Below are 13,645 nucleotides of genomic sequence, written 5' to 3'. Positions count from 1 at the left end.
CTAAACTAATAGAGTCAAGTGTTTAACGAGGAGTCAGAGACTAGGGGCGAAGTTTTCGGTTTGTAGCATACTCGGCAACGGCTGTAAAGAGGACATCTGTTGAAGAGTTCAGGGCTGTTTCGCAGGAGTCTTGAACGACCCCAATCACAAAACCGACTCCGACAACCTGCATAGCCAAGTCGTTGGAAATCCCAAAGAGGCTACAAGCGACAGGAATGAGGAGAAGCGATCCTCCAGCGATTCCAGAAGCTCCGCAGGCAGAAATGGCAGCCACGACACTGAGCACAAATGCTGTCCCAAAGTCTACCGAGATTCCGAGTGTATTGACAGCAGCCAGGGTCAGGATGTTAATGGTAACGGCAGCGCCAGCCATGTTGATGGTCGAACCAAGCGGGATGGAGACAGAGTAGGTGTCAGGATTCAGTCCCAGGTCTTGACAGAGTTTCATATTGACAGGGATATTGGCGGCAGAGCTACGAGTGAAAAAGGCTGTAATACCACTGACACGTAGGCATTTTAAAACAAGGGGATAGGGATTTTTCCTCATAAAGAGAAAAGCGATGAGCGGGTTGATGACGAGAGCTACAAAGGCCATGGTAGCAATCAAGAGTCCTAGGAGAACACCGTAGTTAGCCAGACTGACAATGCCCTTGTCGGAGATGGTCTTGAAAACCAAGCCTAAAATCCCAAAAGGTGCTAGATTGATAATCCATTCCACGATTTTAGAGGTGACATCTGCCATGGTTCTCAGTAATTCTTTGCTGTGTTTACTTGCTTCTCTCATAGCCAAGCCAAAGATGACTGCCCAAGAGAGAATCCCGATATAATTGGCTTCAACAATGGCATTTAAGGGATTGTCCACCAGTTTGAGCAAGAGATTACTGAGGACTTGACCGATACCGTCAGGAGCAGCAACTTCTGTATTTGCACTGGTCAGGGTGATTTGCACAGGCAGTAAGAAACTAGCTAGAACGGCCACCAATGCAGCAGCAAAGGTTCCTAGCAAGTATAGGAAAATAACAGTCTTCATATTGGTATTTTGCCCCTTTTGGTGTTGGGAAAGGGCATTGGCAACAAGGGCAAAAACCAAAATAGGAGCGATGGCTTTCAGTCCGCCTACAAAGAGGTCTCCGAGTAGGCCAATTCCTGTAAGGTTTGGAAAGAGCATCCCTAATGTAGCTCCCAAAATCATTCCAATAAGGATTCGTTTGATGAGGCTTGCCTTGGTCCAGGCTCTAATGATTCGTTTCATAGCAGTCTCCTTCAAATGTATTGTTTATAATTATAGTATAAATATGCTATAGAGGCAAGTGATATTTTGAAAATAGGAACGATAATTGAATAATTATGAAAGAAAAGAGAAGGACGATTTTATGGTATAATAGTAAAAAGGAGTTTTATATGCAAGATTTTTTTCAACGCTATTTTGATAAACTTGATTTAACAACCATGTTAGAGAATCTCTTGACCAAGGTGATTTCTCTTTTGATTTTGTTTTTACTATTTTATATAGCTAAAAAGATGCTTCATGCGACTGTACGAAAGATTGTCAAGCCCTCGCTTAAATTTTCCAATCGGGATGCAGGCAGACAAAAGACCATTTCTCGTTTGCTTGAAAATATTTTTAACTACACACTCTATTTCTTTTTGATTTACTGTATCTTGTCTATTTTGGGTTTGCCAGTTTCTAGCCTCCTTGCTGGTGCGGGGATTGCTGGGGTAGCCATTGGTATGGGGGCGCAAGGTTTTCTGTCCGACGTTATCAATGGTTTCTTTATCCTCTTTGAACGCCAGCTCGATGTGGGCGACGAGGTAGTTCTCACAAATGGTCCTATTACCGTTTCTGGAAAGGTCGTTAGTGTAGGAATTCGTACAACGCAACTGAGAGGTGATGATCAAGCCCTTCACTTTGTTCCTAACCGTAATATCACCGTCGTCAGCAATCTATCTCGTACTGAATAGCCCTGCTATTTTAGCAGATTTGTGGTACAATAGAAGGAGTTTGGTAAAGGAGAGAGTATGCTATTTGTAGAGAAAAAATTAGGTCACGATTGTACATGGATAGACCTTGATGTAGATAAGATTAAAAACATGGAAGACCTTTCGGACGTCTATGGATTGGACAAGGAAACCATCGAGTATGCTCTAGATAGAAATGAACGCGCCCACATGGATTATAACCGTGAAACGGGGACGGTAACCTTCATTTATAATGTTCTTGATTTAGAAAAAGATAAAGAATATTATGAAGCGATTCCGATGACCTTTATCGTTGAAAAACAACGGTTGATTACTATCAGCAATCACAAGAATACTTATGTGATTGAACGTATGGCGACCTACCTTGAAAGCCATGAAATTATTTCCATCTACAAATTTCTTTTTGCCAGTTTAGAGATTATTAGTAATGCTTACTATCCAGTTATTGAAGAAATGGATAAAAGTAAGGATGAAATCAGTGCACTTCTTCGTCAAAAAACAACTAAAAAAAATCTTTTTGCCCTATCTGACTTGGAAACTGGTATGGTTTACCTGACAGCTGCTGCCAAACAAAATCGTCTCCTCTTGGAACATATCCAAGTGCATGCTCTTTATCGTAATTTTAATGAGGTAGAAAGAGAGCAGTTTGACGATGCCATGATTGAAGCCCATCAGTTGGTTTCGATGACAGACTTGATTTCTCAAGTTTTGCAACAACTCTCAGCCTCTTATAACAACATCCTAAACAATAATCTGAATGATAATTTGACAACTTTGACAATTATCTCAGTCTTGCTAGCTATCCTTGCGGTTATTACAGGATTTTTCGGAATGAATGTTCCTTTACCGTTTACAGATGAACCAAATGCTTGGATTTATATTTTATTAGCTAGTTTAATATTGTGGGGAATCTTAGCTCAGTATCTAAAGAAAATTGCTAGAAATTAAAAAGAAAAGGAGCCAGAATGGCGATTGAAAACTATATGCCAGATTTTGCTGTGGAAGCAGTTTATGATCTGACAGTCCCAAGCCTGCAGGCGCAGGGGATCAAGGCTGTTTTGGTCGATTTGGATAATACCCTCATTGCTTGGAACAACCCTGATGGGACACCAGAGATGAAGCAATGGCTACATGACCTCCGGGACGCGGGCATTCGCATTATCGTGGTCTCAAATAATACCAAAAAACGGGTTCAACGTGCAGTTGAAAAATTTGGGATTGATTACGTTTATTGGGCCTTGAAGCCCTTCACATTTGGGATTGACCGTGCTATGAAGGAATTCCACTATGAGAAAAATGAAGTGGTCATGGTCGGCGATCAACTCATGACGGATATTCGTGCAGCGCACCGTGCAGGAATTCGTTCGATTTTAGTCAAACCCTTGGTCCAACACGACTCCATCAAAACGCAGATTAACCGAGCTCGTGAGCGCCGTGTTATGCGAAAAATCACTGAAAAGTACGGACCGATTACATATAAAAAAGGAATTTAACTATGGAAGAAATTCTCTGTATCGGTTGTGGAGCAACCATTCAGACGACAGATAAGACTGGTCTTGGCTTTACACCCCAGTCGGCACTTGAAAAAGGTTTGGAGACTGGTGAAGTTTATTGCCAACGCTGTTTCCGTCTCCGTCATTACAATGAAATCACAGATGTCCAGTTGACGGACGATGATTTCCTCAAGCTCTTGCACGAGGTAGGAGACAGTGATGCCTTGGTGGTCAATGTCATTGATATCTTTGATTTTAATGGCTCTGTCATCCCAGGCTTACCACGTTTTGTATCGGGCAATGATGTCCTCTTGGTTGGAAATAAAAAAGATATCCTGCCCAAGTCTGTTAAACCGGGCAAGATTAGCCAGTGGCTGATGGAACGTGCTCACGAAGAGGGCTTGCGTCCTGTGGACGTCGTCCTGACTTCGGCACAGAATAAGCATGCCATTAAGGAAGTCATTGATAAAATCGAGCACTACCGTAAGGGGCGTGATGTCTATGTGGTTGGGGTGACCAACGTTGGAAAATCAACCCTTATCAATGCCATTATCCAAGAAATTACGGGTGACCAGAATGTCATCACGACTTCGCGCTTCCCAGGGACAACCTTGGACAAGATCGAGATTCCGCTTGACGATGGTTCTTATATTTACGATACACCAGGGATTATCCACCGCCACCAGATGGCTCATTACTTGACGGCTAAAAACCTCAAGTATGTCAGCCCTAAAAAGGAAATTAAGCCCAAAACCTATCAGCTCAATCCTGAACAAACCCTGTTTCTAGGTGGTCTTGGACGTTTTGACTTCATATCAGGTGAGAAGCAAGGTTTTACTGCTTTCTTTGACAATGAACTCAAACTCCACCGTACCAAGCTAGAAGGCGCTAGTGCTTTTTATGACAAGCACCTGGGAACTCTCCTCACACCACCAAATAGCAAGGAAAAAGAAGATTTTCCAAAACTAGTCCAGCATGTCTTTACCATCAAGGACAAGACTGATCTAGTCATCTCAGGACTAGGCTGGATCCGTGTAACAGGAATAGCCAAAGTCGCCGTCTGGGCACCAGAAGGCGTCGCCGTCGTCACACGAAAAGCCATTATTTAAAATAAAATCACTGAGCGAACAAAGTGAGCTCATACAGAGATAGTTATTGCCCGTGGTGTGATTGCCAATCTTTAGATTGGCAAGGGGCACAATTGAGACCTAGGCTCAATTGTGAGGTCAGGAAATCCATTTTTCAAAGATAAAATCTTTGAAAAATTAGTTCCGACCGTCCCTCACCACCTAAAATAACTATCAAAAAAGGAAGAAAGAACATGTCATTAACATCGAAACAACGTGCCTTCCTCAACAGTCAGGCACACACCCTCAAACCTATCATCCAAATCGGGAAAAATGGACTCAACGACCAAATCAAAACCAGCGTCCGTCAAGCTCTTGACGCTCGTGAATTGATCAAGGTTACACTCTTACAAAACACAGACGAAAACATCCACGAAGTAGCTGAAATCTTGGAAGAAGAAATCGGTGTGGATACTGTCCAAAAAATCGGACGCATCTTGATTTTGTTTAAACAATCTAGCAAGAAAGAAAATCGCAAGATTTCTAAAAAAGTTAAAGAAATCTAAACACCTACTCCAAGAACTGTTTTTACAGAGAATTAAAGGAAGACGAGCCTATGGCAATCGAATTATTGACTCCCTTTACCAAGGTAGAGTTGGAGCCAGAAATCAAGGAGAAAAAACGCAAACAAGTTGGGATTTTAGGGGGAAATTTTAACCCCGTTCACCATGCCCATCTTGTTGTAGCGGACCAAGTACGACAACAGTTAGGACTGGATCAGGTTCTGCTCATGCCAGAATACCAACCTCCTCATGTAGACAAAAAAGAAACCATCCCTGAACACCACCGCCTCAAGATGCTTGAATTGGCGATTGAGGGTATTGAAGGTCTCGCCATTGAAAACATCGAGCTAGAGCGCAAGGGCATTTCCTACACCTACGACACCATGAAGCTTCTAACTGAGAAGAATCCAGATACGGATTATTACTTCATTATCGGGGCTGATATGGTGGACTATCTGCCTAAGTGGTACCGAATTGATGAGCTGGTCGACATGGTTCAGTTTGTAGGGGTTCAGCGTCCGCGCTACAAGGCAGGGACTTCCTATCCAGTTATCTGGGTGGATGTGCCTCTCATGGACATCTCGTCCAGCATGGTGCGTGACTTCTTTGCCCAAGGTCGGAAGCCCAACTTTCTCCTACCTCAGCCAGTGCTAGACTACATCGAGAAGGAGGGGCTTTACTGATGGCATACCAAGACTATATCAACTGTTCCCGAGAGGCTTTGTTGGAAAAAATGGCAGAGCTTCTGCCTGAAAAACGCTTAACCCATTGCTTGGGGGTGGAGCGTGCAGCCATAGAGCTTGCCCAGCGATTCGGAGTTGATGCCGAGAAAGCAGGTCTAGCAGGCCTCCTTCATGACTATGCTAAAAAGTTGTCAGATCAGGAATTTCTAAACTTGATTGACCGTTATCAGCTAGACCCCGACCTCAAAAACTGGGGCAATAATGTTTGGCATGGCATGGTTGGAATTTACAAGATTCAGGAAGATTTGGATTTGCATGATCCAGAGATCCTGCGGGCCATTGAAATCCATACAGTCGGTGCTGACCAGATGACAGATCTAGATAAGGTCATCTACGTCGCAGATTATATCGAGCATAACCGTGCCTTTCCGGGAGTGGACCAGGCGCGTGAGATTGCAAGTCTATCGCTTGATAAGGCGGTGGCCTATGAAACAGCGCGAACTGTGGAACATTTGGCTCATCAGGGATTCCCTATCTATCCCCAAACCCTTGAAACCTATAACGCCTTTGTACACTATTTGAAAGAGGACTAAATGAACGAAAAAGAATTACTAGAACTAGTCGTGAAAGCGGCTGATGAGAAACGTGCGGAGGATATTCTCGCACTTGATGTACAAGATTTGACCAGCGTGACGGACTACTTTGTTATCGCTAGCTCGATGAATAGCCGTCAGTTGGACGCTATTGCTGATAACATTCGTGAAAAAGTAGCGGAAGCAGGCTTTAAAGGCAGTCATGTCGAAGGTGATGCAGCTGGAGGCTGGGTTTTGCTGGACCTCGGCGGTGTCGTTGTGCATATCTTCTCGGAAGAAATGCGTGCCCACTATAACCTAGAAAAACTATGGCATGAGGCGGATTCAGTAGATATTTCAGAAGCCTTGGCCTAGTAGATGAACTCAGTTGCAGGCAACTGGGTTTTATTTGCTTATTTTAGAAAAAATGGATAGAAAGGTGAGGGCGTCGTGTTTTGTTCATCTCGAAACTGAACACGAGCTAAAAGCTGCGAGAAAAAGAGTAACTTCCTTTGTATCTGATGATACAGCAGAAAGTTTCCTATTTTCTCCTTGCTTTTAACGCTCTTTGTATCTTAGAAAGGATTTGAACCCGTCCTGTAATCGTCGGAAAATAGATAGCCTTCCTTGGAGCTCGGCTCCATCGTCAAGCTCCTAATTTTCATTCCGATTACGGGCGGACTTGGTATCATGATTATGGCAACTTATGAAACCTTTGCGGCTGTTTACGATGCTGTAATGGACGATAGTTTATATGATAAATGGACGGATTTTTCTCTGCGTCATTTGCCTAAGACCAAGGAGAGAAAGACGCTTTTGGAATTGGCTTGTGGAACAGGTATCCAGTCTGTCCGCTTTTCTCAGGCTGGCTTTGATGTGACAGGACTTGACTTGAGCGCGGATATGCTGAAGATTGCTGAGAAGAGAGCGACTTTAGCCAAGCAAAAGATTTACTTTATTGAAGGCAATATGCTGGATTTATCCAAGGCTGGTAAGTACGACTTTGTTACGTGTTACTCGGACTCTATCTGCTACATGCAGGATGAGGTCGAGGTAGGAGACGTCTTTAAGGAAGTGTATAGTGCCCTCAATGAAGATGGAGTTTTTATCTTTGATGTGCATTCGACCTACCAGACAGATAAAGTTTTTCCAGGCTATTCCTACCATGAAAATGCGGAAGATTTCGCTATGCTTTGGGACACCTATGAGGACGAAGCTCCTCACTCCATCGTGCATGAGTTGACTTTCTTTGTCAAGGAGGCTGACGGTTCCTTTAGTCGCCACGATGAAGTGCATGAGGAGCGGACCTATGAGGTCTTGACCTATGATATTTTGCTGGAGCAGGCTGGTTTCAAGTCCTTCAAACTCTATGCGGACTTTGAGGACAAGGAGCCGACAGAAACCAGCACACGTTGGTTTTTTGTCGCGCAGAAGTAGGAGATGGATATGGTTCGATCAAAATATTCTTGGGAAGAAGTTTCGCAGTTTAATCGTATTCGTCAAAATGGAACGCTTTGGGAGAAAGATGGACAATACTTCTATGTTCAGGAAGAAGGAACCGTATTTTCAGAGTTAGTCGTTTACGATATGTCTAAGAAACTTTTTGATATGTTAGTAAATGAAATAAAATCGGAGGATGATATCCGACATATGCTGATGTATGGAACATGGCCAATGACAGTTGCTGGATGCCATAGACCAACTATGTTGATAGCTTATCCTGAGTTACAAAAAAATTATAGTAATGAACAACTGGCAGAAATCCTTCCAGTAGGAGAAAAACAATGGCTTAACTGGAGAGGAAGATTGCCTGAGCGGTATCGTAGATTTCGTCATTAGAAAGGGAGAACATCATGACCATCACAGGTATTATCGCGGAGTTCAATCCTTTTCATAATGGCCACAAATACCTGCTTGAGCAGGCGGAGGGATTGAAAATCGTTGCCATGTCAGGGAATTTCATGCAGCGTGGAGAGCCTGCTATCGTAGACAAGTGGACACGTGCCCAGATGGCGCTGGAAAATGGAGCGGATTTGGTAGTGGAATTGCCCTTTTTAGTCAGTGTTCAGGCAGCAGACTTCTTTGGACAAGGAGCTGTGGATATCTTGGCTCGGTTGGGTATTGATACTCTAGCTTTCGGGACGGAGGGAGTTCTGGATTATCAGAAAATTGCTGACCTATACACGGAGCAAGGTGCTGAGATGGAGAATTTTGTGGATAATCTGCCTGATTCCCTCTCCTATCCCCAGAAAACCCAAACTATGTGGAAGGAATTTGCAGGTCTTGATTTTTCAGGCAATACACCCAATCATGTTCTAGCTTTGGCCTATGCCAAGGCGGTTGCGGGACGTAGAATCAAACTCCATCCGATTCAGCGTCAGGGAGCTGGTTATCATTCTGTGGATAAGGATGTGGACTTTGCCTCGGCAACAGCTCTCCGTCAGCATCAATCAGACCAAGATTTCTTAGAACGTTTTATGCCTTCTCTTGCCCTCTTTGTCCAGGCCAGTAAGGTGAGTTGGGATGACTATTTTCCCTTGCTCCGCTATCAAATTTTGTCAAATCCAGACCTAACGACCATCTATCAGGTCAATCAGGAAATGGCTGTGCGCATCAAGGAAGCTATCAAGACGGCTCAGTCTGTAGAGGAATTGGTTGGAGCAGTTGCCACCAAACGCTACACCAAGGCGCGTGTACGTCGCCTCTTGACCTATATCTTGGTGCAAGCTAGAGAAAGAACCTTGCCAGAAGGCATCCATGTCCTTGGATTTACCGAAAAAGGCAGACAACATCTCAAGTCTCTGAAAGAGCAGGTCTCTCTAGTGAGCCGAATTGGCAAAGAACCTTGGGATGCTATGACTCAAAAGGCAGACCAGATTTACCAACTAGGACAGCTAAGTATCGCAGAGCAGAATTTCGGTAGAGTGCCTATCAAAATCGAATCAAACTAAGTCTACTGAAAGGTAGGCTTTTTTAGAAGATTTTCGAATAAATAGATATAAAAGAAACATCTTGTACAAGTTCCTGACAATTTCTTTCTTTTCGTGTATAATAGTGGAAAAGAGGTAAAACGAGGTATGGTTATGGAAGCAGTTCTTTACTCAACATTCCGAAATCATTTAAAGGACTACATGAAGAAGGTAAATGATGAGTTTGAGCCTTTGACGGTGGTCAATAAAAATCCAGATGAGGATATTGTAGTCCTTTCAAAGAGCGAATGGGACAGTATTCAAGAAACCCTGAGAATCGCTCAGAACAAGGAACTTTCTGACAAGGTCTTGCGAGGAATGGCTCAAGTTCGTGCTGGAAGTACTCAGGTGCATGTCATTGAGGAGTGAGAAATGCTGCTCAGATTTACAGAAGATGCCTGGGCGGATTATTACTATTGGTAAAACCAGGACAAGAAAACACTAAAAAGAATCAATAAATTAATCAAGGATATTCAACGCGATCCTTTTGTAGGAATGGGGAAACCAGAACCGCTCAAGTATGATTATCAAGGTGCTTGGTCACGTCGCATTGATGCAGAAAATCGCTTGATTTATATGATGGATGGAGATAGCGTGGCTTTCTTGTCCTTCAAAGATCATTACTAAGTCTACTGAAAAGTGGGCTTTTTTATTTTAGAAATTTTAGCTAGTAAATTGAAGGTAAATTTTTGGAAAATGACAGATTTCCTAAGTTAAGAAATCAGTGAAAAATTTTAGTATAATAACTAAATTCTTGTCCCTTGAATCCGCTTTATAACTCTTATTTTGTGGTATAATCATAATAATATGGATTAAAAGAGGTATATATGAAAAATATAATGACGAGGATTCTTAATTTTCTTCTGAAATTCAAACCATTGAAATATTTATTGAAAAGGCCATCATGGAGTAGTAATGTTAGAGTTGTTGAGTGGTATAAAATATTTATAGCCAGTATATGGGTACTATATCTTGCGCTGGAGATTGAACAATTTAAACGCTTTGCTTTACCTATCTATAAATTTGTATCTAATTATAATTTTTTAAAAGATATTATTTCGATTTTGTATGCGAATCGTGTAATAATATTGTTAGCACTGACTATACCAACAATACTATTCTGGTTTTTAGACATAATTTTTAAAAAAATTAGTTATAAGAAACTGGACCCAGAGCTATTTCCGGAATATGACTTGGGTGACTATCCTTTTCAAACTCATCTGGTGGAGTTTTTAAATAGTTCAGATTCTATTCATAATGTCTTCTGGTTGGATGGTTCTTGGGGAAGTGGGAAAACATTTTTTATAAAGACGTTTTTTGAAAATCAAATTTACAAAAAGAAAGAAATCTACTATATTTCTTGCTTTGGGATCAAAACAAGAGAGCAAGCAGAGAAGATATTGATTAATGAGATAGAAAAACAATCCATACTCGGGAATTTGGACTTTATTCCACTTGTTGGAGGAGTTTTTAAATGGTTCTTTAAAACAGTTGGAACGGATTTGATGAAGCGAGATTCTATCATCATTTTTGATGATTTTGAACGGGTTTCATATGTAGCAAAATCAGATAACTCTTCAGATGCAGCAAAATCAGATGAGCGTTTAGATGAAGCAAAATCTGATAACCCTTCAGATTACAATGATTTATTGGGTTATATTGACTATCTTTCTGAGAATAAAAAATTTAAAATTATTGTAATTTTAAATAGTAAGGAAATAGAATCAACAAAGAAATATCTCATTGATAATAAATTTAAGCTGAATCATAATAGAATGGTATCTACAGGAGAAGTCATAGATAACATTTTGAAAAAGAGTAAATTGAGAGATGATGACTTTGGGAAAATGTTATCATTGATTTTTAAAATTTATTATGTAGATATAGAGGAAAGAGTTGTACAAGATAAAAATAATAATTCAAAAGCAAAAAAACCAAATCTGAGAGAGTTCCAGAAGTCGTTAGAAGAACTTTCAAATAAAACTGATAATAATGAGAAAGCAGACTACATTATTAAGTGGATGAATGGTTGCGAGGAAACAGAGAGTATTCTAGTATTATTTTTTGAATCTTATAAGCGTTTTAATTGGATAGACAAATATAACAAGTTATTTGAGTCTGAAGGATATTTTCATTTTGAAATGTTAGCAAAGATTGTAGATTTTAATATTGAAGATCTTATAGAAATTTCAGATGATTTTTCGAACATAGATAAAAAATCATATAATAAGAAAAAGGCCTATCTTTCTCAACTTTTATCGTGTTTATGGGAGATAGGGTTAAGAGATTTATTTTTATCAGAAGAAACCGAGGATGTATTTTATCGTAACGGTAATCATTCTGGTTATGATATAGAGGAACGTCTAGTTGAAATATACTATGATGTTTTAGACAATAATATAAAAGATAATTATACAATTAATGACAGGGAGAAATTAGAAGCCCCAGAATATCAGAACTTTATAAAAAAATATCTACCTTTGGAATCGAAGGGGCAAATCACAATTAATCACATTCCATTATATGAATTAATACAATAGAGCTTAGAATTAGATGGCTCTTTGTCTAAATTTCAATAGAAACTCTTCAATTTGGGTTTGTGAAAATCGGTTTTTTATGATAGAATATTAAGGAATGTATGTCATTCGATAAACAAATTTAATGAGGTAAAAACATGGAAATCATGACACTTGCGATTGCTGTTTTTGCCGTCATCATTGGTTTAGTCATTGGATATGTCAGCATCTCAGCTAAGATGAAATCATCTCAAGAAGCTGCAGAGTTGATGCTTCTAAATGCTGAACAAGAAGCAACTAATTTACGAGGACAAGCTGAGCGTGAAGCGGATTTATTACTAAATGAAGCCAAAAGCGAAAGCAAGTCTCTTAAAAAAGAAGCACTATTGGAGGCCAAAGAGGAAGCCAGAAAATACCGTGAAGAAGTGGACGCTGAATTTAAGTCAGAACGTCAGGAGCTCAAGCAAATTGAAAGTCGTTTGACGGAGAGAGCTACGAGCCTTGACCGCAAAGACGACAATTTGACGAACAAAGAAAAAACACTTGAACAAAAAGAACAAAGTATTTCTGATAGAGCAAAAAACCTTGATGCACGTGAAGAGCAATTAGAGGAAGTCGAAAGACAAAAAGAAGCTGAACTTGAACGTATCGGTTCCCTTTCCCAAACTGAGGCTCGAGATATTATCTTGGCTCAGACAGAGGAAAACTTGACCAAGGAAATTGCTAGCCGCATTCGTGAGGCTGAGCAAGAAGTTAAGGAACGTTCAGACAAGATTGCGAAAGATATCTTGGTTCAGGCTATGCAGCGTATCGCTGGTGACTATGTAGCAGAGTCAACAAACTCGACAGTTCACCTACCAGATGATACCATGAAGGGACGCATTATCGGTCGTGAAGGACGTAATATTCGTACCTTTGAAAGTTTGACAGGGGTAGATGTCATCATTGACGACACGCCAGAAGTGGTAACCTTGTCAGGATTTGATCCGATTCGTCGTGAAATTGCTCGTATGACCATGGAAATGTTGCTCAAAGACGGCCGCATCCACCCAGCTCGTATCGAGGAGTTGGTGGAGAAAAACCGTCAAGAGATTGACAATAAGATCCGCGAATACGGTGAGGCTGCTGCCTATGAGATTGGTGCGCCAAACCTTCATCCAGACTTGATGAAGATTATGGGACGCTTGCAGTTCCGTACTTCTTATGGACAAAATGTCTTGCGTCATTCGATTGAGGTTGCTAAGTTATCTGGTATTATCGCGAGTGAACTTGGTGAAAATGCAGCTCTTGCCCGTCGTGCTGGTTTCCTTCATGACATCGGGAAAGCTATTGACCGCGAGGTTGAAGGTAGCCACGTTGAGATTGGTACGGAGTTGGCTCGTAAGTACAAGGAACACCCAGTTGTGGTGAATACGATTGCTAGCCACCACGGAGATGTCGAAGCCGAAAGCGTCATTGCAGTGATCGTTGCTGCAGCAGATGCCTTGAGTGCAGCGCGTCCAGGTGCTCGTAGTGAATCTCTTGAAAACTATATCAAGCGTCTTCACGATTTGGAAGAAATCGCCAATGGCTTTGAAGGCGTGCAAAATAGCTTTGCCCTTCAAGCAGGACGTGAGATCCGTATCATGGTTAATCCAGGACAAATCAAAGACGACAAAGTCACAATCTTGGCTCACAAAGTTCGTGAGAAAATTGAAAATAATCTCGATTACCCAGGAAATATCAAGGTAACCGTAATCCGCGAACTTCGTGCAGTAGATTATGCTAAATAAATAAGAAAGAGCAGTTGAAATATTACTGCT

General features: G+C 41.2%; 15 protein-coding genes and 1 pseudogene. 15 read left to right on the top strand and 1 reads right to left on the bottom strand.

Annotated features, from left to right (window positions below):
* Nucleotides 1–40: 40 nt before the first annotated feature.
* Nucleotides 41–1,252, bottom strand: a complete 1,212-nt coding sequence (gene sstT, locus K1I97_RS00715; RefSeq protein WP_223331064.1) for a serine/threonine transporter SstT — start codon at nucleotides 1,250–1,252, stop codon at nucleotides 41–43.
* Between the two features lie 149 nt (nucleotides 1,253–1,401).
* On the opposite strand from sstT, the gene K1I97_RS00710 reads away from it, so the two are divergent.
* The 15 genes and pseudogenes from K1I97_RS00710 (at nucleotide 1,402) to K1I97_RS00640 (ending at nucleotide 13,615) form a co-directional block, all read left to right on the top strand.
* The gene (locus K1I97_RS00710) at nucleotides 1,402–1,962 is read left to right on the top strand and encodes a mechanosensitive ion channel family protein (RefSeq protein WP_223331065.1); all 561 of its coding nucleotides are present in this window, start codon (nucleotides 1,402–1,404) and stop codon (nucleotides 1,960–1,962) included.
* 57 nt (nucleotides 1,963–2,019) lie between these two features.
* On the top strand, nucleotides 2,020–2,928 hold the full coding sequence (locus tag K1I97_RS00705) for a magnesium transporter CorA family protein (RefSeq protein WP_223331066.1): 909 nt from the start codon (nucleotides 2,020–2,022) through the stop codon (nucleotides 2,926–2,928).
* A gap of 17 nt (nucleotides 2,929–2,945) precedes the next feature.
* Nucleotides 2,946–3,473 carry a YqeG family HAD IIIA-type phosphatase gene (locus tag K1I97_RS00700; protein ID WP_000963744.1) on the top strand — a complete coding sequence of 176 codons (528 nt, stop codon included), beginning with the start codon at nucleotides 2,946–2,948 and terminating at the stop codon, nucleotides 3,471–3,473.
* Between the two features lie 2 nt (nucleotides 3,474–3,475).
* Nucleotides 3,476–4,582: a ribosome biogenesis GTPase YqeH gene (yqeH, locus tag K1I97_RS00695; RefSeq protein WP_223331067.1), complete on the top strand. Its 1,107-nt coding sequence runs from the start codon at nucleotides 3,476–3,478 to the stop codon at nucleotides 4,580–4,582.
* A 212-nt stretch (nucleotides 4,583–4,794) separates the two neighbouring features.
* Complete coding sequence (gene yhbY, locus K1I97_RS00690; protein ID WP_000060169.1) at nucleotides 4,795–5,106, top strand: ribosome assembly RNA-binding protein YhbY; 312 nt, start codon at nucleotides 4,795–4,797, stop codon at nucleotides 5,104–5,106.
* 50 nt (nucleotides 5,107–5,156) lie between these two features.
* Nucleotides 5,157–5,786, top strand: coding sequence for a nicotinate-nucleotide adenylyltransferase (locus K1I97_RS00685; protein ID WP_223331068.1), 630 nt, complete (start codon nucleotides 5,157–5,159; stop codon nucleotides 5,784–5,786).
* Nucleotides 5,786–6,379, top strand: a complete 594-nt coding sequence (yqeK, locus tag K1I97_RS00680; protein ID WP_223331069.1) for a bis(5'-nucleosyl)-tetraphosphatase (symmetrical) YqeK — start codon at nucleotides 5,786–5,788, stop codon at nucleotides 6,377–6,379. The genes K1I97_RS00685 and yqeK overlap by 1 nt, the downstream gene beginning before the upstream one ends.
* Entirely contained in the window at nucleotides 6,380–6,733 is a 354-nt protein-coding gene (rsfS, locus tag K1I97_RS00675) for a ribosome silencing factor (RefSeq protein ID WP_223331070.1), read from the top strand.
* A 321-nt stretch (nucleotides 6,734–7,054) separates the two neighbouring features.
* A complete protein-coding gene (locus K1I97_RS00670; protein ID WP_317628030.1) occupies nucleotides 7,055–7,795 on the top strand; it encodes a class I SAM-dependent DNA methyltransferase in 741 nt (246 codons plus the stop codon).
* 9 nt (nucleotides 7,796–7,804) lie between these two features.
* Nucleotides 7,805–8,197 (top strand): hypothetical protein, encoded by a 393-nt coding sequence (locus K1I97_RS00665; RefSeq protein WP_000252453.1) that lies wholly within the window; start codon nucleotides 7,805–7,807, stop codon nucleotides 8,195–8,197.
* A gap of 14 nt (nucleotides 8,198–8,211) precedes the next feature.
* A complete protein-coding gene (locus K1I97_RS00660; RefSeq protein ID WP_223331071.1) occupies nucleotides 8,212–9,309 on the top strand; it encodes a nucleotidyltransferase in 1,098 nt (365 codons plus the stop codon).
* Between the two features lie 132 nt (nucleotides 9,310–9,441).
* The gene (locus K1I97_RS00655; RefSeq protein ID WP_000388572.1) at nucleotides 9,442–9,696 is read left to right on the top strand and encodes a type II toxin-antitoxin system Phd/YefM family antitoxin; all 255 of its coding nucleotides are present in this window, start codon (nucleotides 9,442–9,444) and stop codon (nucleotides 9,694–9,696) included.
* A gap of 3 nt (nucleotides 9,697–9,699) precedes the next feature.
* A pseudogene (locus K1I97_RS00650) lies at nucleotides 9,700–9,954 on the top strand (Txe/YoeB family addiction module toxin).
* A gap of 200 nt (nucleotides 9,955–10,154) precedes the next feature.
* A complete protein-coding gene (locus K1I97_RS00645) occupies nucleotides 10,155–11,867 on the top strand; it encodes a P-loop NTPase fold protein (RefSeq protein WP_223331072.1) in 1,713 nt (570 codons plus the stop codon).
* 134 nt (nucleotides 11,868–12,001) lie between these two features.
* A complete protein-coding gene (locus K1I97_RS00640) occupies nucleotides 12,002–13,615 on the top strand; it encodes a ribonuclease Y (protein ID WP_000404958.1) in 1,614 nt (537 codons plus the stop codon).
* Nucleotides 13,616–13,645 lie beyond the last annotated feature (30 nt).

The sequence above is a fragment of the Streptococcus oralis genome (assembly GCF_019929345.1).
Classification (GTDB): domain Bacteria; phylum Bacillota; class Bacilli; order Lactobacillales; family Streptococcaceae; genus Streptococcus.
Note: the sequence above shows the minus strand (reverse complement) of the source record. Positions and strands in the feature narration are given on the sequence as shown.

Coding starts and splice junctions, on each gene's coding strand:
- sstT (WP_223331064.1), bottom strand. CDS start 1,252: ATGAAACGAATCATTAGAGCCTGGACCAAGGCAAGCCTCATCAAACGA.
- K1I97_RS00710 (WP_223331065.1), top strand. CDS start 1,402: ATGCAAGATTTTTTTCAACGCTATTTTGATAAACTTGATTTAACAACC.
- K1I97_RS00705 (WP_223331066.1), top strand. CDS start 2,020: ATGCTATTTGTAGAGAAAAAATTAGGTCACGATTGTACATGGATAGAC.
- K1I97_RS00700 (WP_000963744.1), top strand. CDS start 2,946: ATGGCGATTGAAAACTATATGCCAGATTTTGCTGTGGAAGCAGTTTAT.
- yqeH (WP_223331067.1), top strand. CDS start 3,476: ATGGAAGAAATTCTCTGTATCGGTTGTGGAGCAACCATTCAGACGACA.
- yhbY (WP_000060169.1), top strand. CDS start 4,795: ATGTCATTAACATCGAAACAACGTGCCTTCCTCAACAGTCAGGCACAC.
- K1I97_RS00685 (WP_223331068.1), top strand. CDS start 5,157: ATGGCAATCGAATTATTGACTCCCTTTACCAAGGTAGAGTTGGAGCCA.
- yqeK (WP_223331069.1), top strand. CDS start 5,786: ATGGCATACCAAGACTATATCAACTGTTCCCGAGAGGCTTTGTTGGAA.
- rsfS (WP_223331070.1), top strand. CDS start 6,380: ATGAACGAAAAAGAATTACTAGAACTAGTCGTGAAAGCGGCTGATGAG.
- K1I97_RS00670 (WP_317628030.1), top strand. CDS start 7,055: ATGGCAACTTATGAAACCTTTGCGGCTGTTTACGATGCTGTAATGGAC.
- K1I97_RS00665 (WP_000252453.1), top strand. CDS start 7,805: ATGGTTCGATCAAAATATTCTTGGGAAGAAGTTTCGCAGTTTAATCGT.
- K1I97_RS00660 (WP_223331071.1), top strand. CDS start 8,212: ATGACCATCACAGGTATTATCGCGGAGTTCAATCCTTTTCATAATGGC.
- K1I97_RS00655 (WP_000388572.1), top strand. CDS start 9,442: ATGGAAGCAGTTCTTTACTCAACATTCCGAAATCATTTAAAGGACTAC.
- K1I97_RS00645 (WP_223331072.1), top strand. CDS start 10,155: ATGAAAAATATAATGACGAGGATTCTTAATTTTCTTCTGAAATTCAAA.
- K1I97_RS00640 (WP_000404958.1), top strand. CDS start 12,002: ATGGAAATCATGACACTTGCGATTGCTGTTTTTGCCGTCATCATTGGT.